The sequence below is a fragment of the Amycolatopsis sp. N2S4-7 genome (assembly GCF_058119595.1).
Window position 1 is genome coordinate 1,108,531 of the sequence record NZ_CP172299.1, and the last position, 20,493, is coordinate 1,129,023.

A 20,493-nucleotide genomic window follows, 5' to 3' on the forward strand; every position below is an offset into this window, starting at 1 on the left:
GTGCCCCGTTGCGCCACCCGCCGCAGAGCGGTCTGGTCCGTCCGCCGTGCCACTTCCCGAATGCGCAGGACCGGGGCGTTGTCGAACTTCGACCAATTCGCGGCCCATTTCACCAATCGTTTTCGACAGCCCGGGCCGCCGGGTCGCGCCGGAACGCCGGGGGAACCCCCGGCGTTACCTCCGTTTTCGCATCGGGACCATTCCGTGACCTCTACCGGGCGTTCGGGGTGAAACGCCGGGGCCTGGTACGACGACTAGTACAGCGGGTGACCATCCCGCTACGGGAAACGGAGCAGCCGGTTGGACTACCCGCACGAGAGCTGGTTCCCCGAATTGCGATGGGGGTCCAGACCATTTCTGGCGGACGGGGAGAAAATGCGCCGGACATTCGTCGTCGCCGACGTCGTGCGTCCTTCCGGGTACGAAGACCGGCTCAGACGGGTGCTCAACGACCTGCACGACGGAGTCGGGCCGACGCTCGCGGTCGCCGTGCTCGGGGTGCGCGCGGCGCGCGAGCTGATCACCCGTGACCGGGCCGGCGCCGAGCACCTCCTGTCCCGGCTCGAGGACGAGCTCTACGGCGCGATCACCGATCTGCGCCGCATCGTGGCCGACGCGCGCCCGCCGGCGCTCGACGACGCCGGGCTCGTCCTGGCCGTGCGCCGGTACGCCGAGACGCTCACCGACCGGGTGCCCGCCGAACACGGCCCGCTGCGGGTCGAGGTCGAGGTCCGCGGCGAGCTGCCGCCGCTGCCGGCGGAGGTCGAGGTCACCGCGTACCGGATCATCCGGGAGGCACTGGTGAACGTCGCCCGCCACTCCGGGGCCCGGCAGTGCCTCGTCCACCTCTGGCCGCGGGACGGCGACCTGCACGTCGAGATCGTCGACGACGGCGTGGGCACGGACGGCGAGGCCCTGCCCACGATCGGCGGGACCGGGCTGCGCTCGATGCGGGAACGCGCGGGCGACCTCGGCGGCGGCTGCCGGATCGAGCCGGTTTCCTCGGGTGGCACGCGGATCGCCGCCTGGCTCCCGCTCGCCGCCGGGAGGTGAGGCAGGTGTTCGGCGCCCTGCGCGTCCTCGTGGTGGACGACCACCCCGTCTTCCGGGCGGCGCTCTGCGCGCTGCTCGACAGCACCGAAGGCCTCGAGGTCGCCGGTGAGGCGGCCGACGGCCTGACCGCGGTCGCCGACGCGGGCCGGCTGGAACCCGACGTCGTCCTGATGGACCTCAACCTCCCCGACCTCGACGGCGTCGAGGCGACGCGGCGGATCGTGGGCGCCGGCCCGCACATCGGCGTGCTCATGCTGACCATGTTCGAGAACGAGGCCGCGGTGTTCGCCGCCATGCGCGCGGGCGCCCGCGGCTACCTGCTCAAGGGGGCGCGCAACGAGCAGATCATCCGCGCGGTCCGGGTGATCGGCGACGGCGAAGCCATCTTCAGCCCGGCGATCGCCACGCGGGTGCTGTCCCTGCTGGGCACGGCCACCCCGCGCGACGAGTCGTTCCCGCAGCTGACCCTGCGCGAGAAGGAGATCATGCAGCTCATCGCGCAGGGCATGGGCAACGCGTCGATCGCCGACCAGCTGGTGCTGAGCCAGAAGACCGTGCGCAACCACGTGTCCCACATCTTCCGCAAACTCCGGGTCACCGACCGCGCCCAGGCCATCGCCAAGGCCAAAGAGGCCGGCATTGCCCGATCGGAGTAGTGAAAGCGGGACATATCGGGACTCCGTATCCCTGTTCGGGGAGCGTCCGCACCCCGATCCTTGGGGTGGAGCGAAGCGACACCGTTCGAGGGAGGACTCCACCGATGCTCACCGACCAGGTTCCGGTGCTGTTGCACGCCACCGACATCATCACCCACGCGGGCGTCACCGCCGCCCTGCGGTCACGCCCCGAAGTCCGCTTCGCCGACGGGAACTCCGGTGAGCCGGCCGTGGTGCTGGTCATCGTGGAGCGCCTCAACGACGAGGCCAAGCAGCTGCTGCGCAGTCTCCAGTGCGCCAACCACGCGGGCATCGTCCTGGTCGCCGGGGAAGTGGACGACTCGGAGCTGCTCGACGTCGTGGGCAACGGCGTCTCGGCGATCATCCGCCGAGCCGACGCCACCGCCGACACCCTGGTCCGGCTCGTCAAGGCCGCGTCCGCCGGCGAAGGCGCGCTGCCGCCGGACCTGCTCGGCCGCCTGCTGTCCCGGGTGTCCCGGTTGCAACGGGACGTGCTCCAGCCGAACGGCTGGGACCTCGCCGGGATGTCCCAGCGGGAGACCCGGGTGCTGCGGCTGGTCGCCGACGGGTTCGAGACCAAGGAGATCGCCGACCAGCTCAGCTACTCCGAGCGGACGGTGAAGTCGATCCTGCACGACATCACCAACCGCTTCCAGCTCCGCAACCGCGCCCACGCGGTGGCGTTCGCCATGCGCGAAGGGCTGATCTAGCAAGGTCTACTCGACCCGGCCGGAGAAGGAGACCGACGGGGTGCAGTGGCCACGGTCCCCCGGGTTCTGGCAGCTGACCGCGAGCACGATCTTGTCCCCCGGCTGGAACCGCCAGGCCTGCAGCCAGTGGTGGTCGAGGTCGCGGAAGTTCGACAGCCCGACCTCCAGCAGCACGGTCTTGGTGCCGCCGGAATCCCGCAGCAGGCGCAGGGTTCCGGTGTCACCGCGCGGGTTCTGCAGGATCAGGTCGGTGACCACCAGCGTCTTGTTCGGGTCCGGCATGGTGTACGGGAACTCGGCGAACCGGTTGACGTTCGAGTCGATGTTCGCGTCCGCGGCGACCCGGAAGTCCGTCGGGGTCCCGCCGGCCGCGTTCGCGCGGCTCGGGGCGGCCGGGTCGGCCACCGTACCGCCTGCGGAGCCTTCGCTCGGCGGGGTCAGGCCGACGGCCTTCATCGCCTGCTCGGAGTTCTGCTTGGCCTGGTCGGCGTTCTTCTTCGCCTGATCGGCCCCGGCGCCGGCGTCCTGCGCGGCCTTCACGATCTCCTGGTTCTGCTCCTGGGCGGCCTCCCGGGCGGCCGACTTCACCGCGGGCCGCAGCACGGTGAACCACAGCGTCACGAGGGCGAGCAGGAGGACCAGCAGCGCGGCGAGCGCGGGCAGCAGCCACTTCGGGAGCCGCTGCCGCTGCACCATGGTGCCATCGGTCTTGAGCGGCTCGGCGCCCTCGGCGGTGACGAACACCTGGAAGCGGTGCCGGACGGGTTGCCCGCGCAGGAACCGCTTCCGCGGCCGGGCGCGCATCCGGACGAACGCGGCCGTGCCCGGCGCCAGGTCGACCCGGTCGCGGTCGAGCTGGAAGTCCAGCTCGTCCTCCGGGTCGAGCGCGCTCAGCTCCACCGCCACCGGCCGGTTGCCCCGGTTGTCGACGGCGACTTCGTAGTCGGCCTTGGAGCTGGCCTCCACCTTGGCCGGGACGAGCTCGGCGGTCACCTCGGTGAAGGCGCCGAGCTGGACGGTGCCCTCCTCGACAACCGAGCCGCCGGGGTCCTCGCTCGAGAACACCCGGACCCCGAACGGGATCGTCCCGGCGGGGACGTCGGAGGACCGCGGCGGCGCGAACCGCACGGTGACCGTCCCCGTCTCCCCCGGCATCAGGTTGACCGTCGCGGGTTCCGCGGTGGCCCAGCCACTGGCGTCGCCCACCACGTCGATCGCGAACTGGTCGACGACCTGTCCGGCGTTCCGGATGGTCACCGAGCAGCTCGTCTCCTGGCCGGGTTCCGCGACCAGGCCGGCCTCGGACAGCGTCGCCGTTGCTCCCATGCCCGGAAGTCTGCGCGCCCAGCCCCCGCTCCGGCACCAGCGGACGGGTGTGCGGCCGTGCGCCCGTGGTTGCCCCTACGGGCAGCCGGTGCTCAACGCGGCACCGGCCGACCCGCGCGGACGCCACCACCCGCCGGAGCCCGGACGGGTGGTGGCGCCGCAAACGGCCGCGAGGTCAGCCGCGGCTGATGAACGGGGGTTGTTCCGTGCGCAGGACGACCAGGATCGGGTTCGACCGGGCCGTGCCGAACTTCGGCCCGCTCACCGACGTCACCGACAGCGTGCGCGGCCCGATCAGGTCGTGGTGGAAGATCAGGAACTGCGTCTGGAACGTCCCGTCCGCGCCCACGGTGACCAGACCCGGCGTCGCGGAGATGCCCGCCGACCACGCCAGCCGGACCGTCGCGCCCGGCGGGAAGCCGGTGCCCGTCACGCGCGGCACGAAGCCCAGCGGGCCGATGTCCGGGTCGACCTTCACCACCGGCTGCCGGATCACCACCCGCGCACTCGCCGTGTTGTCCCCGGCCGTGGTGTCCGGTCCGGTCGTGCCGACCGTGGCGGACACCGGCGCGTCCACCGCGGCCCTGGCCGCCAGCGAAATCCGGGCCTCGACGGTCTGCCCGGGCGCGAGCGTCCCGAGCGCACAGCTCCCGCCGCCCGGCGCGCACCCCGGCGTCACCGACGTCGCCGGCAGCGGCGACGGCAGCTGGGTGACCAGGCGGACGTCCGGCATCGGCGCCCCGGAACCGTTGTGCACCAGGAAGGTCAGCACGACGTCGTCCCCGCCGACGAACAGCGGGACCGCCGACACCGACATCCCCGCCGACAACGACCCCGGCGTGACCGGCGGCGCCGGCTTCTCGGCGACGGTGACGACCGCGGTGGCGGAGTTGTCGCGCGCGTCGGCGTCCTGCCCCGCCGTGGTGACCGTGCCGGTCGCGGCCTGCGGCCCGGCCACTTCGCCGGTGGCGCTGAACCGCACCCGCGCCTGGCCACCCGGGGCGAGCGTGCCGAACGCGCAGACCAGCTCCGGCGTGCACGTGCCCGCGGTGGTGAGGGGCGCCTGCGGCCGCAGCCCGGCGGTCAGCCGGACGAACAGCCCGACCCCGGGCGAGGCGGCGACACCGTGGTTGCTGACCACGAACTCGAACGTCGTGAGCCCGCCGAAGGGGATCTCGGCCGGGACGGCGGTGGCGGTCACCGCGACGTCCGCGATCCGCTGGAACGCCGGCTGCGACGCTCCGCCGGGGCCGGCGATCAGGAGCGCGGGCGCGCCACCGGCCGCGGGCACGACCTGGATGCTGGGCCGGGATTCCCCGGGTGCGCTGTCGAAGGCGACGAGCGCGCCGTCCGGTGACCAGGCCGGGTGGTCGACGGACCCGGCGTTCTGCACCAGGACCCGGCCCGGCCCGCCGTCGGCGGGCGCCACGCAGACCAGCCTGCCGCCGCTCTGGAACGCCAGGGTGACGCCGTCGGGTGAGACGTCGGCGGAGTCGTTGCCGCCGGTCCCGCAGGGGGTGCCGAACGACGGGGTCAGATCGCGCTGGGTCCCGGCGACGACGCTGTCCGGTCCGAGGGTGAGCGAGACCTGCCAGAGTTCCCGCCGGGACTCCCCGCCCGGGTCGACCGCCATCACCGCGGTCTCGGTGGCGGTGCCGTTGGTTCCGGTCGCGGTGCAGGTGACGGTGGTGGCGCCGACCGGGAACAGGCTGCCCGACGACGGCGTGCAGAACGGCGTGATCGCGGTTTCCCGGTCGGCATCGATCGCGGTCGCGGAGTACTCGATCACCGTCGGCGCGGTCCCGGTCACCGTCTTGTCGTGCACGGTGATCAGGGGCAGCCGCGGATCCCGCACCCGTACGGTGACGTCTTCGGTGTAGCCCGGCCGCACGCCGGGCTCGCCGTTCAGCCGGAACTCGACCTGGCAGTGCAGGAAAGCTCCGAGCGGCGCGGCCGGGGAGACCGTGGCGGTCTCGACGAACTTCGCGTCCGTGCCACCCGGCACGCGCTGTCCTTCGGGGCTGAAGGTGAGCGTGAGACCGGGGCCGCAGAACGGCACCGGCTGCACGGAGACCGGGATGTCCCCGATGCCCGCGATGATGGCGTCCGCGACCTGTTGCTCATCGCTGGTCCGGGTGACGACGCCGCCGACCTCCCGGACCGTGTCGCTCGCCTGGAGCCTGCGGTCCAGCCCGCGGTCCGGATCGGTGTCGCTGCCGGTGGTCTCGACGGGCACCGCGACCAGCTTGATCTTCGCGCCCAGCAGTTCGGCGCTCGCCGACAGGCGGGTCGCGGTGGCGTCGCGATCCGGATTGCCGCTGGGGTCGTGGCTGGTGGCGTCGCCCACCAGCACGACGATCCGGCTGCTGTTCTCGCGGAAGTGGACGGCGCCGGTCGCGATCTTGTGCAGCGCGTAGATCCAGTCCTCCGGGGTGTCGTCGCCGTAGGCCTGCTTGATCCGGCCGAAGGCCTTGCCCAGCTCGATCTTGCCCGCGTCGTCCGGTGTGATCAGGTCCTGCTGGACCTGGAAGAGCCGGCCGAGCGGCCCGGGGTTGTCCGGCGGCGCGATGGGGTCGCGCCGGTCGCCGAAGGCGGCCACCGCGAACTGCGCGTCCGGTTCCTTGTCCCGGACGGTGTCGATGACGGTGTTCAGCTTGCCCTTCATCTCGTCGAGGATCTTGCCCATCGAGGCCGTCTGGTCCATCAGCAGCACGATGTCCGGCCGCGGGGGGATCCGATCGGTCTGCACGGTCTTGGCGATCGACGCCGAGGTGCCCTGGCCCACCGGGATGTCGACCACCGCCGGGTCCACTCTGGACGGTCCCGGCGGCGCGACCCGCGTGGCCGCCCGCGTCAGGGTGACCTTCCTGCCGTCCGCGGACCACACCGGCTGCGAGTCCTGGCCGCGCAGGTACGCCGGGACCGGGATGTCGCCGAGGATCCGGCCGTCCGCGACCCGCGCGATCCGGACGAAGTCGTCCTCGGGGACGTCGTTGCCCACCGTGGTGTCGGTGAACGCGATCATCGTGGCGTCCGGGGACCACGCCGGGTGCCGCTCGCGCTTGAACACGTCCAACCCCACCGTCAACCGCCGCGGCGCGCCGCCGTCGGCGTTCGCGACGACGATCCGGGAGGCCGCGGACTCGCCGGCGGCCTGCTCGGTGTAGGCCAGCTGCGTGCCGTCGGCGGAGAACGCGGGGTCGCGCTCGGAGGCGTTCGGGCGGTGGGTGACGTCCCGGCGGTCGCCGCCGGTGGCGTCGGCGCTCCAGATGTCGGTGGTGGTGCCCGACCGCAGTTCGGTGAACACCGGCTGCCCGTTCGCGCGGAAGGTCGGCTCGGTCTCGCCGACGCCGGAGAGCGCGGAGATGACCGAGACCGTCCCGGCGGTGAGCTGCTTGACGTCGCCGAGCGGGTCCGGCGCGTGCGTCGTGAACGCCAGCCGCGCGCCGTCCGCCGACCACGCGGGTTCGGAGGAGTCGCCGGGATCGGGGATCGCGCGCGTCACCGTGCCACCGGTTTCGGGCACCAGCACCACGTCGCCGGCCGGGTGGAAGCGCGTGGTGGTGAACGCGATCCGCGCCGGCCCCCACGCGGGCTGGGTGTCCGCGGCCGGGTCGGCGGTCAGGCGCGCCGGGGTCCCGCCGTCGAGCGGGACGGTGTAGATGTCGCCGGCCGGGTCGTCGCGGTCGCTGCTGAACGCGAGCCGGGTGCCGTCGGGCGACCAGCTCGGCGAGTCGTCGGTGGCGGGCCCGGACGTCACCTGGCGCAGGCCGCGGCCGTTCACGCCGATCACGAAGAGGTCCCGGCTGCCGGCGCGGTCGGAGGCGAACGCGACCGAGCGGCCGTCCGGGGACAGCGCCGGACGGGTGTCGGCGGTCTCGTCGCCGGTCAGCCGCACCGGGGTCCGCGAATCGTCGGCGAGGTAGAAGATCTCGCCGTCACGTTCGGCGCCACCGGGCGTCGCGGCCCGGTGGCTCACCCACACCACGCCGCCGGTGCCCGCGGACGCGTCGGAGTCGACGCCCCCGGCTCCCGGCGGCAGGGCCGCCGCCGCGCCTTCCCCGGTCGCCTGGAACAGGCCCGTGGTGGCCTCGCTGACGTACCCGACGCGGTAGGGCGCCGCCACCGGGGCGGGCCCCTGCGCCGCGGTCGGCGACAGCGCCCCGCTGATCGCCCAGCCGCCGAGCAGCGCGACGACCGCGACACCCGCCACCGCTCGGTTCGCGCGCATGGTCAGTCCTCCCCAAACTCCGGTGGCTCAGCCGGCCTCGAACAGTTCGATCTCGGAGATCGCGACGTCCGTGCCGTTGAGCGAGCGATGCAGCCCGACCACGTGCAGCTCGACGCTCGTCGCGCCCTCGCTGTTCTCGATCGGGACTTCCTGGATGTCCGGCGTGTCCGCCAGCACCACGTCGAAGGTCTTGCCGGTGGAGAACACCAGGTGCAGCTTCTGCGGCCGGTGCGTCGACTGGAGGTCCGCGGCGTTGCCGGAATAGACGATCGCCTTCCGCAGGTCCGCCGGGTGGTCGAAGGTGAACACCAGCGCGGGTTCCCGGTCGACCGGGGCCGCCCAGAAGGTGTTCTTGGCGTTGTCGGCGACCAGCGGCGCCGGGTGCCCGCCGGACTCCGCGGTCGCGGTCACCTTGATCGGGTGCACCGGGTTCAGCTTGGCCTCGAAGATCCCGGTCACCTGGCTCCACAGCCCGGTCGCGGCGGTGTTGATCGCGCCGCGGAACGGCTGGTACAGCGCGTACACGAGCGCCGAGAGCAGCAGCGCGACCGCGACCGCCCGGCGGATCACCTTGCCCACGGTCCGGCGCGCGGCCCCGGCCCGCCCGGTCCGGCGGCGCACGCCGTCCTTGCCCGGCCGCTCGCCCGCCTTGTGCTGCTTCGGGTTGCGGCCGAACAGCCGGCGCCACCACGACGTCTTCACGACCTGCGACTCGGCCAGCGACGCGCCGCACCGGCTGCAGAAGTTCCGGGTCGGTGCGTTGCCCTTGCCGCACTGGCCGCAGATCAGGTCGCCGGGGGTGAGGACCTCCTCTTCGACAACCTGGTTCCGCGGCGCCCGGATCGGGGTGGTCGGCTCGGCGGGCTGCACGACCTGCTGCTGCACGGCGACCGGCTGCTGCCGCACGGCGACCGCCTTGTCGTCGTCCCACTTCAGGTACTGGCCGCATTCGCCGCAGAACTCGACCTCGGCGGGACCCTGGTGCCCGCACTCCGCGTAGATGACCATCCGCTACCCCTCCACCACTTCCACCGAGACCCGCACGTGGGCGGGCACCGCGTCCACGACCGTCGCGGTCAGCCGCCGCACGTCGATCCGGGCCGGGTCGGGGACCCGGACGAGCACCCGCACCCAGGGCGGTCCCGGGTCCGGCAGCGGCGCACCGGGCTCCGGCGACGCCACGACCCCGCCGCTGTCGGTCACCTCGACCGCGCCACCGGTCAGCAGCCCCACGTGTTCGGCGAGGCCGCGCCGGGTGCCGCGCCACCGGTGCAGCTCGACCGACCGCGTCACCAGCTGCCGCAGCTGGGCCGGGCTCCAGCCCTCGTCGACGCGCAGCGCGACCCAGTGCGCCAGCCAGCCGACGAAGTCCTCCGGCGCCAGCCCCGGGTCGAGGTAGCCCGAGAAGTTGTCCAAGGTGGACAGCACCGGCGCGAGGACCTCGTCGAGCGCGCCGGTGAAGCCCTGCACGAACCGGTCCTCGGCGTAAACCGCGGGCAGCTGCTCGCCGATCGGGTGCGGGCTCGCCAGCCCGGCGATCCCCGCCCTCATGCGCCGGCCTCCCGGACCCGGACCTGGTGCCCGAACGAGAACGCGAGCGCGTGGGGCGGCAGGTCGAGCCGGTCGACCTGCTCGCCGCGTTCGCGCGTGATCGGGTTCGCGGCGAACAGGCGCACGTCCTCCACCAGCTCGACGCCGGGAAGCCGTTGCAGCACCGCGAAGACCTCGCCCGACTGGACCGGCCGCCCGAACGGCCAGCCGTCGCCGTCCGGGCCGCCGCTGAGCGGGTTGAAGTAGTCGTACAGGGCCTGGATCGCCCGCGCGCCGAGGGCGCCCGCCGTCGTCCGGCGCCGGGCCCGCAGCCGCGCGACCACCGTGACGCCCTGGTAGAACGGCGGTTCCACGGAGACGAGCGCGCCCACGCAGCGTCGCTCCTCGAGGTACCGCTCGATCCGGCCCTTCATGGCCGGATCGAGCGACAGGGTCGCGAACGCGAGCTCGCCGGTGTCGGAGACCGCGGGCACGACCAGGACCCGGATCGCACCGGTCTCGCGGCCGTCCTCGCCGTGCGCCGGGATGCAGCGCACGCGAGCCGCTTCGGGTGCCGCTTCGCGGGCGAGCTGTTCGTAGTCCTCGGCGGTGACCGCGCGGTCGCGGGTGCGCAGCACCAGCGGGCCCCGCACCGCCGCGTCCCGCACCGACTCGCCGTCCACCCCGCCGATCGCGGGCCGCCGGTTCACCACGCTGCTCACGAACGGGATCGGATCCCGCTGCACCTCGAGGACCTCGCGGGCGACGTTGCCGCGCCGCCCGCCCCCGGAGCGGTATTCGGGCACGCGGATCGCGGCGGCCTTGGCCGGCACGGCGCCGTAGTACCGGACCCCGCCCTCGGGCTGGCGCACCGCGGGGCCGAACGCGACCTCGCCGGCGACGCGGTCGAGCATGACGTGCCGGTCGTCCGGCCGGGAGTCGGCGAACGACCGCACCTCGGTCCACTGCTGCCAGCCGTCGGGGCCGGAGACCTCCACGACCAGTTCGCCGTCGCCCGCGACGACCGGGCCGCGCCCGAGCGGGAACCGCTGGCCGGGCGTGCCCTCCGACGTCCCGACGATCTCGTTGCGGATGACCTCGGCGTGCACCGCGCCGACCGTGCCGCCGATGGTCGAGGCCTCGACCGCGTGCAGGCGCGGCGAGCGCTGGAAGAACGGCTGGTTCGGCTGGGGCTCGAGCAGGCGGCAGCGCACCCAGCCCGCGCGCCGCCGCGCGAGCACCGACATCGTGTGCTCGGGCGGGACGTGCACGACGATGTCGCCGGCCCGGTTGAACGCGCCGGTGCTGTCCCGGTCGACCTCGCACGCCGCCCAGCCGGTGCCGTCCCAGGCCTCCCACAGCCACGGCGGGTCGTGCGGGTCGACGCCCTGGCCCTCGACCTCGCAGTTCATCCGCAGCAGCACCGCACAGCCGGGCACGGCGTCCGACAGTCCGAACAGGACCGCGTCGCCGGGCGCCGGGGTCTCGGCGAAGGCCGCGGGACCACCGCCGACGAGCAGTTCGTCGGTGCGGTCGACCGGCGGCAGGCCCGTGTCGGACGTGCTGGTCGCCAGGTGCGCGAGCGAGCACGGCACGATGGTCAGCGTGCGCTCCACGGTGAACACCACGGGGTCCTCGACCTCGTTGCGCACGCTCGCGACCTGCTTGCCGCTCGCGACGACCACCGGGACGTCCCGGGCGGCCGAGAGCCAGAACGTCACGTCGGCGCGCGCGGCGGCGGGCGGGAACAGGCGGACCCCGATCAGGTCGAGGAAGCGCAGGTAGTGCAGGTCGGGCACCCGGTTGAGCCGGTAGAGCAGCTGGTCGACCATCTGCGCGAACGTCTCGATCAGCGTGACGCCGGGGTCGGAGACGTTGTGGTCCGTCCACTCCGGGCAGTTGCGCTGGACCAGGTACTTGGCTTCGTCGACCAGGTCCTGGAACCGGCGGTCGTCGAGGTTGGGCAGGGGCAGGGACATCACGCACCGTCCTCGGTGGACTCGTGCGGCGGGATGACGTAGAAGGGGAAGACGAGGTTGCGCGGGTCGTTCGTGCCGCGCAGGGTGTACCGGATGTCGATCAGCAGGGTGCCCCGGTCGGCCTCGGCGAAGCTGACGACGACGTCGTCGAGGGTGATCCGCGGTTCCCAGCGCTCCAGCGAAGTCCGCACCTCGTAGGCGATCTGCCCGGCGGTCGCCGCGTCGGCGGGAGCGAACACGAGGTCGTGCACCGCGCAGCCGAACTCGGGGCGCATCGGACGTTCGCCGGGCGCGGTCGCCAGGATCAGCCGGATGCTCTCGACGACCTCGCGCTCGCCGCCGACCAGCGCGACCGAGCCGGTCGCGTCGGTGTGCAGCGGGAACGCCAGTCCCCGGCCGAGGAAGTCCACGTCAGCCTCCGATCATGACGGTCGGGCAGCCCAGGATGATCGGCGCGCCGCAGGCGGCCAGGTCGCCCATCCGGGCCGCCGGCATGCCGCCGATCAGCACCGTCGGGCAGCCCGGCGGCGCGATCGGCGTCGGCGGGTGCACCGCCGGCGGCGGGAACGAGCAGGTGTGCAGCGTCCCGACGGTGGCGGCGGGCAGCCCGCCGATGAGCACGGTCGGCACGCCGGGCCCGGCGATGACGCCCGGGTGCCCGGTCGGGTCGCCGACCCTCGCGGCTGGTGGCATGCGCACTCCCCCGTCAGTTGATCTTGACCACGCTGCCGCGCACGGTGACGACACCGCTCGCGGTCAGCTCCGCCTGGCCCTGGCCCGCGACCGAAACGACGGCGCCTTCGACCTTCACGCCGGCCGTGCCGTTCAGCTTCAGCTGCGTCCCCGCCTCGACGCTGGCGTCGGTCTGGGACTTCACGGACACCTTCTGGCCCTTGAGCTCCAGCGGCCCGGTCCCGGCGTCGATGCTCACGCCGTTGCGGGCCTTGACCGTGACGCTCTTGCCGCTGGTCACCTCGATGACCTGGTTCTTCTGGTCGATCTTGACCACGAACTTCGCGTCCCCGGAGGACAGGATGATGCCGTCGTCCTCGGCGAACTCCAGCTTGTGGCCCTTCCGCGAGACGAACCCGCGGAGGGTGGCCTCCCCGCTGGTGCCGTCGACGACGGGCTTGGTGAACTTCGGCGGGGTGTCCTTGCCGTTGTGCAGCCCGCCGAGCACGTAGGGCGCCTCGAAGTCGCCGTGTTCGAAGCCGGCCAGGACTTCGTCGCCCACCTCGGGCAGCACGAGCCAACCGCGGTCCTTGCCCGCGCCGGCCTGGACCGTGCGCGCCCACGTGCTGGTGAAGTCGGCCGACAGCCACGGGAACTTCAGCTTGACCCGGCCGAGGTGCAGCGGGTCACGCAGGTCGGTCACCACCGCCGGCACGACCCCCGGCCACGACGAGCCCTTCGCCCCGCCCGCCACCAGGCCGTAGAACGAGCGTTCCTGGCGCCCGGACACCGTGAACTCCGTCGTGTAGCCGACTTCGGCGTTGAAGAGGTGCCGGGTGCTGGTGAGCGTGTACTTGCCCGAGAAGGGCGCGCCGACGCCGGTGAGCGTGACGGGAGTGCCCGCGCGCAGCTTCGGGTTGCCCTTCGCGACCCCGTCGAGTTCGGTGCAGGCGCCGCCGAACCGGTCGGCCAGGGCCCGCGCGGTCGCGTCCGCCTCGCCCTGCGTGCGCCGGGGCGAGGCAGCGTCGAGGAACGGCGGGCTGCCGAACTTGCCCGCCAGCTGCACCGGGTCCACGCCCGGCACCTCCGTGCCCGCGTTCTTCGGCGCCGCGGTGGCGCTGATCTCCTTCTTCTGCTCGAAGTCCCAGCCGCGGACCTGCACCTCGGGCACCTGCTCGGCCGCGGTGACGCTGGCGCGCAGGCTGACCAGCGTCCGGTGGGCCTCGAGGACGAGCGGGTCGGCCGTCGCCTTGGCCGTCGTCGCGGGGGCGCCGGAGGGCTTCTCGGGGAGTTCGAAGTTCAGCTTCCCGTCCCGCACGGCGATCTGCGCGCCCACCGCGCCGGCCAGCCGCGACAGGAATTCCCAGTCACTGACGTTGTCCTGGCTGAGCTGGGTGTTCGGGCCGCCGCCGAAGCCCTTGACGTCGTCGATCTTCCCGGCCGGGATCTGCGCGCGCTGGGCCACCTTGCGCACGACGTCGGCGATCGTCATGTTCGGGTAGGCCGCGACGCGGCGGCCGCGGAACAGCCGGTGCGCGTGGTCGTACCCGCGGACCTCGGTGAAGGTGCCGATCCGGTCGAGGTCGATCGCGACTGCCGTCACCTCGCCCGACAGCAGGTCCTGCGGCGCTTCGGGGTCGGACGTCTGGACCTTCAGCTTGACCTTCGCCCCGATCTTGAACTTGCCCTTGTCCAGCACCACGTGCCCGGAGTCGCGGAAGCGCAGGACGAACACGTCCGGCAGGTTCCGGCTGTCGTCGACGTAGGCGTAGCTGAGCAGCGTCTTGACGTCGTCGGGGAGCTGGTTGCCCTCGACCTCGACGAGCAGGTTGTTCGCGAAGCTCTCGTTAGCCATCGAGCTCCTCCAGGGCGGGCACCAGGAGCCGGGTGCCGGGCCGCAGCCGCATCGGGTCGTCGATGTCGTTGGCGTCGGCGATCTCACGCCACTTCCCGGCGTCGCCGTAGGCCCGGAACGCCACCGACGGCAGCGAATCCCCCGCGACGAGCACGTGCGTGTCCCGCGCCGCGAGCGCGCCCGACGTCGGGTTCTGGCCGCCCAGCTCGCCCGCGATCTCCTCCAGGTTCACCGTGCAGACCGCGCGCACCGGCGTGCCCGAGGGCGTGAAGAGCGTGTACTTCGCGGTGACGCTCGCGACGTAGGAGTGGAAGCCGGTCATGCCGCCCCACTTGAAGATCACCCAGGGCGGCGAGCCCTTGCCGTGCTGGCGGCTGTCCTCGGTGGCGACGCAGCAGCTGAACAGCTGCTCGACCTTCTTGACGACGGCGTCGTCCATCTTGTCGGTGGCGTCGAGGAACATCTCCAGCGTCAGCTTCGCCGGGTCGGAGCCCTTGAACTCCGGCGGCCCGCTCTTCTTCGCGTTGCGCTGGGGGTCGCGCGCCCACTTGGCGTTCTTGCTGAGCGAGAGCTCCTTGGGGTTGAACTGGAACTTGATCTCGAACAGCTGGGCACCGGGCTGCCCGGTGCCGCCGGACTGCGGCGGCTTGCGGACGTCCAGCAGCGCGCGCTGCAGGTTGTTCGGCGCCGGCTCGCCGGAGCCGTAGGCGGCCGGGGGCTGCGACCCGGCCGAGGTGAACGTGACGGGTGAGGACATGGCTAGCCCTTCTTGGCCGGGCTGAGGAAGCCGTGGTGCGCCAGTTCGAGGGTCTCGGTGGCGACCTTGGGCGAGTCGGGCGAGAGCTGCGGCCCGCTCCAGCGCACCGGGACGACGCCTTCCAGGGCCCAGCTGGCGATCACGGTGCCTTCGAGGGTGCGGGCCTCGATCGTGGCGGTCTTGCGCTCGATCCCGCTCGCCAGGCTGGCGAACCACTTGGTGATCTGCGAGCTGGCCGCGGTGACCGGGCGGGAGAGCTTGATGTTCGAGTACTTGATCCGGGTCGGCAGCTGCCAGACCATGCCGTTGTTGCCGCCCTCTTCCCGCTGTTCCATCACGAACTCGCAGCCCAGCCCGTCGCAGCTGGAGAACACGCCGAGGTTGCCGAGGTTCTTGTCGTCCAGCTTGACGACATAGCACACGGCGACGGCCTCTTCGGGGTCCGGCATCGGCTTCTCCTTCAGTGCGGGCGGTCGGTGAGCGCGCCCCGGCGCTCACGGTCGAGGCGGAGTTCGGTCTTCAGCCGCCGCAGCAGCGGGTCGAACAGCTTCTTGACGAGCTCTTCGGTTTCCGGCGCCGGGGCGGCTGCCGGTTGCGCGGCCGGGGCTTCCGGCGCTTCCGTGGCCGGTGCGGGGGCCGGTGGCGGAGCCGGTTCCGGCTCGCGCTGGACGACCGGGGCCTCCGCCTGCCGCGACACGACGACCGGCGGGGTGTTCAGCGTGAGGGCCTCGGTCGGGGGTACCGATCCGTGGGCCGTTCCCCCGGCCGATGGCCGGCCGGGGTCGGCGGTTCTCGCGACAGGCAGTGGTTCGGTGACCGGCCGTGGGGGGTTGCCGACGCCGTCGACGCTGCGCGAGAGGGGGAGCGGCGCTTCTGCCCGTGGGGCGACGGGCGGCGACGTCTCGGACAGGACCGGCGTGCGCTGGATCACCGGCGACCGTGTGTCGAGGATGAGCTCCGGGGTCTCGATCGCCCGGGACACCGGCAGTGGTGCGCCTTCGGGGTGCTGCATCGCCGGGGCCTCGAGGGTTCGTGCCACCGGGAGAGGCGGGGTCTCGATCGCCCGGGTCAGCGGGAGCGCGGGAGTCCCGGCTCGCTGCGCCGGGGCCGGTGAGTCCTCGATCGCTCGCGCGACGGGAAGCGGCGAGGTTGGTGCCGCCGGTACTGCTGAAGTTGGTGAAGGCTCGGTGGCTCGCGCGACGGGGAGCAGCGGACTTGGGACGGTCCGCACCGTTGAGGTCGGCGAGTCGCTGGCTCGCGGCGAACCCGGGGCAGCCTGTACCGCCGAGCCTGCCTCGATGGCTCGCGCCACGGGAAGCGGCGGCCTCGGGGAAGTCTGCACCGCCGGCGTTGGTGAGTTCTCGATGGCACGCGCCACCGGAAGCGGCGGACCTTCGGCCGTTCGCACCGCCGGGGCCGGTGAGTCGAGGGTCCGCGTTCCCGGAAGCGGAGAGCTTTCGATGGCCCGCGTCGGCACGGGTGGCGAGGCCACTGCGGCCGCTGGAAGCTGCGGTGTCTCGACGGCTCGCGCCACCGGCAGGGGCGGCGCGGGAGCCGTCGAGCCGCCCGGTGTCCCGGGCGGCTCCGTGGTCCCGGCGTGGATCTCCGGGGTGTCGAGCGGGCGGAAGGTGTTGACCGGCGACGACCGCGATGACGGGATCTCCGGCAGCGTTCCGGCCGTCCGCGAGACCGTCACCTCCCCGGGCGGGTGCTTCGAGTCCGGAGCGAGCGGCGCGTCCTCAGGTGGGAGCACCGTGGTCTCGACGGCACCGGCGAGTGGTGCGTCCACCTCCGCGACCGGCCGGGACGCAGGCCCGGGCTCCGGCAGGATCGGGGCGCCGAGCCCCAGCCGCCGGGGTGCCGACTGCTCGGTCCGCTGGACGACCGGCAGCACGGGCCGCGCCGGCTCGGCCGGGGGTCGTTCGGCGGCCGCCGGTTCAGGGACCGGCACCGGCACGACGGGATCGGGTGTGGTGACCTCGGCGGCCGGAGCGTCCACAGGGGACGGTTCCGCGATCGCCTGGACCGTCCGCACCGGCGCGGCCGGGACAACGGTGGCCGCGGCGGACGTCAGCGACCGCCCGGCCTCGGGCGCCGCGACGGTCGGCAGCACCAACGCGGGCATCGGCGGGGCCGCCGGTTCCCCGGGCCGCGACGGGACGGCATCCGCGACCGGAAGCAGGTCGCCAGGCCGCGACGGGATCGCTCCCCCGACGAGACCCGACTCCTCGGACCGCGACGAGATGGCTTCCCCGACGAGACCCGACTCCTCGGACCGCGACGAGATGGCTTCCCCGACGAGACCCGACTCCTCGGACCGCGACGAGACGGCTCTCGAGGCGGCCACCGGCTCCTCAGGCCTCGAGGGGACCGCTTCCGAGGCGGGACCCGGCTCCTCAGGCCTCGACGGGACGGCCGACGACGCGAGAACCAGGTCGTCGGGCCGCGACGAGACGGCCTCCGAGGCGAGACCCGACTCCTCGGACCGTGACGCGACGGCAGACGACGCGAGAACCGGTGCCTCGGACCGCGACGGAACGGCGGACGAGGCGGCAAACGGCTCCTCGGACCGCGAGAGGACGGCTTCCGCGACGGAGCCCGACTCCTCAGGCGCGGGAACAGCTGCCTCCGGCGAGGCGTCGCGCTGCACCGAAACTCCCCACAGCCGGGACAGCCCGGCTCTCTTGCGGGTCGCCCGCTGCACCACCGGCATGGCGGGCGCGGGCGTCTCGAGGGTCCGGGGCCGCGCCAGGTCGGCGATGATCCCGGCGGGTTCCTCCGGACCGACCCGGTGGCCGAGCGGCTCCAGGTAGCCCGGGCTGCGCCAGGACGTCAGCGAGGAGCTGAACCGCTGGACCGGGTTGACCAGCGGGTGCTCGGCGACGACGCGCTGGATCGGCGGCACGCCCCGCCACTCCGCGCGGGTCACCGGCAGGGCGGCCGGCGCGGGTTCCGGGGGCGGGGCCGCGTCCTTTCGGCGAAACCACATTCCTGCGTCACCGTCCTTGGCTCATCCGGGTGTTGATCCGGGCGATCTCGGCGACGTAGGTCAACCGGTCGGGGTGTTCGAGGTCGAGGATGTCGTCGAGGGACCAGTGCAGGTGGTAGGCGACGTACGCGACTTCCTCGTGCAGCCGGTCGGCCGCGTACGTCACGATTCCCCCAGGCGGCCACCGGCGACGTCGACGACGAAGCTGTGGCCGCACTCGGGGCAGGCGACGCCCGCCCTGGTGTGTCCCTCGCTGTTGATCCGGCGGTACATGTCCTGCAGGAACGCCAGGTCCGAGGCGAACAGGTTCTCGATGACCCCGGCGTGCACGTCGGTGACGTCGCCGATGCGGGTGACCACCCGGGCCAGCAGCACCACCGTGAGGAATGCCGAGTTCTCGCGGACCCGGTCGTCCCGCAGCGGGATCAGCTCGTCCCGCGCGGTGGCCAGCCGCATCACCCCGGAGTGGTGCACCTTGCCCTCGTCGTCGACGTAGCCGCGCGGGAGCTCGAACGCGAACTCCGTCCGCAGCTTCGGCCGTTCGGTCCGAGGCTCCTCCACGGGGGTTTCCTCGACCGGCGCCGACGCCATCACCCTGCGCATCGGCTCACTCGACTTCCATCTGCTCGTAGGTGACCACGAGCTTCTCGGTGAGGACGCTGGTGTCGCCGGCCTTCAGCGAGCCGATTTCCAGGCTCTTCGGCCAGGCGTTGGTGAGCTTGTAGCGCTTGAGCGCGGTGCCCTCGTAGTCGTAGACGATGATGGCGCCGCCCTTGCGCGCGGAGGCCATCTTGCCGAAGTGCGCGTCCTTGACCCACTTCTCGAAGCTGTTGTCGTCGGTCAGGCCGCGGGTCAGCGTCACCTCGCCGGCCTTGGGCCGGCCGGGCAGCTTCTTGATGACGTACTTGCCGTCCACGGTGTTCTGCTTGAGCTCGATGACGTCCTGCTCCATCTTGAGGCCGGAGACCTCGGAGATCTGCTTGATCTGGACGCCGTCGATCTCGAGCCCGAAGGAGTGGCCTACCGCCTTGTCAAGATCGGGAAGTGCCATGTCGGAGTCCTTTCATCACTCGTTGACGAGGCTGGTGCCGCCGGACATCTGGGCCAGCCGGAAGATGACGAACTCCGCCGGTTTCACCGGGGCGATGCCGACTTCGCAGATGACCTGGCCGAGGTCGATGCCCTCGGCCGGGTTGGTCTCCCGGTCGCACTTGACGAAGAAGGCCTCGTCCGGGGTGAGCCCGAACAACGCGCCCTTGCGCCACTCCATCACCAGGAACGCGCTGATCGTGCGCCGGATCCGCGCCCACAGCGCGTCGTCGTTCGGCTCGAACACGACCCACTGCGTGCCGCCGAGGATCGACTCCTCGAGGTAGTTGAACAGCCGCCGGACGTTCAGGTAGCGCCACGCCGGGTCGCTCGAGAGCGTCCGCGCGCCCCAGACCCGGATGCCCTTGCCCGAGAACGACCGCACGCAGTTGACGCCGATCGGGTTGAGCAGTTCCTGCTCCGCCTTGGTCAGGTGCGTCTCGAGGGCGAGCGCGCCGCGGACGACCTCGTTGGCGGGGGCCTTGTGGACACCGCGGGTGGCGTCGGTGCGGGCCCACACGCCGGCCATGTGGCCGCTCGGCGGGATGTACGTATTGGTTCCGGTGGCAGGGTCGAGCACCTGGACCCAGGGGTAGTAGAGCGCCGCGTACTTCGAGTCGTAGCCGGCCGCGTCCATCCGCCAGCTGCGGATCTCCTGCGGGTTGAGCGACGGCGGCGGGTCGATGATCGCCATCCGGTCGCCCATCAGCTCGCAGTGGGCGATCATGGCGAGCTGCACGGCCTTGACCGTGTCCAGGTCGACCAGGTCGCGCTGGTAGGCGGCCATCAGGTCCGGCGCGGCGACCATGGTGATCTCGTCGATCGCTTCCAGGCCACCGAAACCGGTGCGGTCGGCGACGTCGCCGACGTAGTCGTCGGCCGCGACCCGGCGCGGGACCGGCGGCGCCTGCGGCGGCTCGGTGAGCACCGCGGCACCCTTGTCGGGCTTGGTGACCGCGCCCCCGGTGGCGATCTCCTCGATGGTGATGAAGCTGGACTTCTCCCGCACCGCCGTGACGACGTTCTCCTTGGTGCGCTTGGTCGTCACGTTGTGCGTCTCGACGACCTTGCCGTCCTGCTTGACGAGCACGGTGAACCGGTTGTCGGCCGGGTTATCCCCGGTCGGGTCGGCCACCTCGACGGTGATCTCCCCGGGCTGCTTGCCCTCCGGCAGCTCCTTCGCGACGAAGCGGTAGCCGCCGAGCACGGCCTGGCGGGCGGCGATCTGCCGCGGCGCGGAGCCGTTTTCGTGGGCGCGCGACCCGCCGACGCGGACGATGTAGCAGTTGCTGCCCCCGTTGAGGAAGTAGCCGTAGACCGACTGGGCCAGGTAGCAGCCCTCGACGAAGTCGCCGAAGGTCTGCGTGAACTGACCCCAGTTGGACACGAGCGTCGGGGTGTTGAAGGGACCGTCCGCCGCGAAGCCGACGAAGGCGGCGACCGCGGTGCCCACGCCCTCGATCGGCCGTGCGCCCGCCTCGATCTCCTCGACGTACACCCCCGGCGTGAGATAGGTGGGCATGCGTGCCTCCCTTGTCGACGCACAAGTCTTGTCATCGGCGATGCTGCTGCCCGCGCGTCCGGCGCGGAACGACCGTGCGGCTAGGCCCGCGGGAACCGATCTC

At 72.6% G+C, this 20,493-nt stretch carries 18 protein-coding genes; 3 read left to right on the forward strand and 15 right to left on the reverse strand.

Annotated elements, in window-relative coordinates:
- Positions 1-375 precede the first annotated feature (375 nt).
- The 3 genes from ACH54P_RS05110 (at position 376) to ACH54P_RS05120 (ending at position 2,440) form a co-directional block, all read left to right on the forward strand.
- The gene (locus tag ACH54P_RS05110) at positions 376-1,053 is read left to right on the forward strand and encodes a sensor histidine kinase (RefSeq protein WP_489911157.1); all 678 of its coding nucleotides are present in this window, start codon (positions 376-378) and stop codon (positions 1,051-1,053) included.
- Between the two features lie 5 nt (positions 1,054-1,058).
- Positions 1,059-1,709 carry a response regulator gene (locus tag ACH54P_RS05115; RefSeq protein WP_489911158.1) on the forward strand — a complete coding sequence of 217 codons (651 nt, stop codon included), beginning with the start codon at positions 1,059-1,061 and terminating at the stop codon, positions 1,707-1,709.
- Between the two features lie 104 nt (positions 1,710-1,813).
- On the forward strand, positions 1,814-2,440 hold the full coding sequence (locus tag ACH54P_RS05120; RefSeq protein ID WP_489911159.1) for a response regulator transcription factor: 627 nt from the start codon (positions 1,814-1,816) through the stop codon (positions 2,438-2,440).
- Positions 2,441-2,446: 6 nt separating this feature from the next.
- On the opposite strand, the gene ACH54P_RS05125 is transcribed toward ACH54P_RS05120, so the two are convergent.
- From ACH54P_RS05125 to ACH54P_RS05195, 15 genes are all read right to left on the reverse strand, one after another.
- The gene (locus ACH54P_RS05125; protein WP_489911160.1) at positions 2,447-3,766 is read right to left on the reverse strand and encodes a COG1470 family protein; all 1,320 of its coding nucleotides are present in this window, start codon (positions 3,764-3,766) and stop codon (positions 2,447-2,449) included.
- A 175-nt stretch (positions 3,767-3,941) separates the two neighbouring features.
- The gene (locus ACH54P_RS05130) at positions 3,942-7,997 is read right to left on the reverse strand and encodes a VWA domain-containing protein (RefSeq protein WP_489911161.1); all 4,056 of its coding nucleotides are present in this window, start codon (positions 7,995-7,997) and stop codon (positions 3,942-3,944) included.
- A 27-nt stretch (positions 7,998-8,024) separates the two neighbouring features.
- Complete coding sequence (locus ACH54P_RS05135; protein ID WP_489911162.1) at positions 8,025-9,005, reverse strand: zinc ribbon domain-containing protein; 981 nt, start codon at positions 9,003-9,005, stop codon at positions 8,025-8,027.
- Positions 9,006-9,008: 3 nt separating this feature from the next.
- Positions 9,009-9,548 carry a phage tail protein gene (locus tag ACH54P_RS05140; protein ID WP_489911163.1) on the reverse strand — a complete coding sequence of 180 codons (540 nt, stop codon included), beginning with the start codon at positions 9,546-9,548 and terminating at the stop codon, positions 9,009-9,011.
- A complete protein-coding gene (locus tag ACH54P_RS05145; RefSeq protein ID WP_489911164.1) occupies positions 9,545-11,506 on the reverse strand; it encodes a putative baseplate assembly protein in 1,962 nt (653 codons plus the stop codon). Before ACH54P_RS05145 ends, ACH54P_RS05140 begins: the two co-directional genes overlap by 4 nt.
- A complete protein-coding gene (locus ACH54P_RS05150) occupies positions 11,506-11,916 on the reverse strand; it encodes a GPW/gp25 family protein (protein ID WP_489911165.1) in 411 nt (136 codons plus the stop codon). Before ACH54P_RS05150 ends, ACH54P_RS05145 begins: the two co-directional genes overlap by 1 nt.
- 1 nt (position 11,917) lies before the next feature.
- Positions 11,918-12,199 (reverse strand): PAAR domain-containing protein, encoded by a 282-nt coding sequence (locus ACH54P_RS05155; protein WP_489911166.1) that lies wholly within the window; start codon positions 12,197-12,199, stop codon positions 11,918-11,920.
- A 13-nt stretch (positions 12,200-12,212) separates the two neighbouring features.
- Positions 12,213-14,033 carry a VgrG-related protein gene (locus ACH54P_RS05160; RefSeq protein WP_489911167.1) on the reverse strand — a complete coding sequence of 607 codons (1,821 nt, stop codon included), beginning with the start codon at positions 14,031-14,033 and terminating at the stop codon, positions 12,213-12,215.
- Positions 14,026-14,790 carry a CIS tube protein gene (locus tag ACH54P_RS05165; protein WP_489911168.1) on the reverse strand — a complete coding sequence of 255 codons (765 nt, stop codon included), beginning with the start codon at positions 14,788-14,790 and terminating at the stop codon, positions 14,026-14,028. Before ACH54P_RS05165 ends, ACH54P_RS05160 begins: the two co-directional genes overlap by 8 nt.
- 2 nt (positions 14,791-14,792) lie before the next feature.
- Positions 14,793-15,239 (reverse strand): phage tail protein, encoded by a 447-nt coding sequence (locus tag ACH54P_RS05170; RefSeq protein ID WP_489911169.1) that lies wholly within the window; start codon positions 15,237-15,239, stop codon positions 14,793-14,795.
- Between the two features lie 11 nt (positions 15,240-15,250).
- Positions 15,251-17,779: a hypothetical protein gene (locus ACH54P_RS05175; protein WP_489911170.1), complete on the reverse strand. Its 2,529-nt coding sequence runs from the start codon at positions 17,777-17,779 to the stop codon at positions 15,251-15,253.
- Between the two features lie 7 nt (positions 17,780-17,786).
- The gene (locus ACH54P_RS05180) at positions 17,787-17,945 is read right to left on the reverse strand and encodes a DUF6760 family protein (protein ID WP_003098516.1); all 159 of its coding nucleotides are present in this window, start codon (positions 17,943-17,945) and stop codon (positions 17,787-17,789) included.
- Positions 17,942-18,382 carry a hypothetical protein gene (locus ACH54P_RS05185; protein ID WP_489911171.1) on the reverse strand — a complete coding sequence of 147 codons (441 nt, stop codon included), beginning with the start codon at positions 18,380-18,382 and terminating at the stop codon, positions 17,942-17,944. Before ACH54P_RS05185 ends, ACH54P_RS05180 begins: the two co-directional genes overlap by 4 nt.
- A 4-nt stretch (positions 18,383-18,386) precedes the next feature.
- Positions 18,387-18,830: a phage tail protein gene (locus ACH54P_RS05190; RefSeq protein ID WP_489911172.1), complete on the reverse strand. Its 444-nt coding sequence runs from the start codon at positions 18,828-18,830 to the stop codon at positions 18,387-18,389.
- 15 nt (positions 18,831-18,845) lie between these two features.
- A complete protein-coding gene (locus tag ACH54P_RS05195; protein ID WP_489911173.1) occupies positions 18,846-20,390 on the reverse strand; it encodes a phage tail sheath family protein in 1,545 nt (514 codons plus the stop codon).
- Between the last annotated feature and the right edge of the window lie 103 nt (positions 20,391-20,493).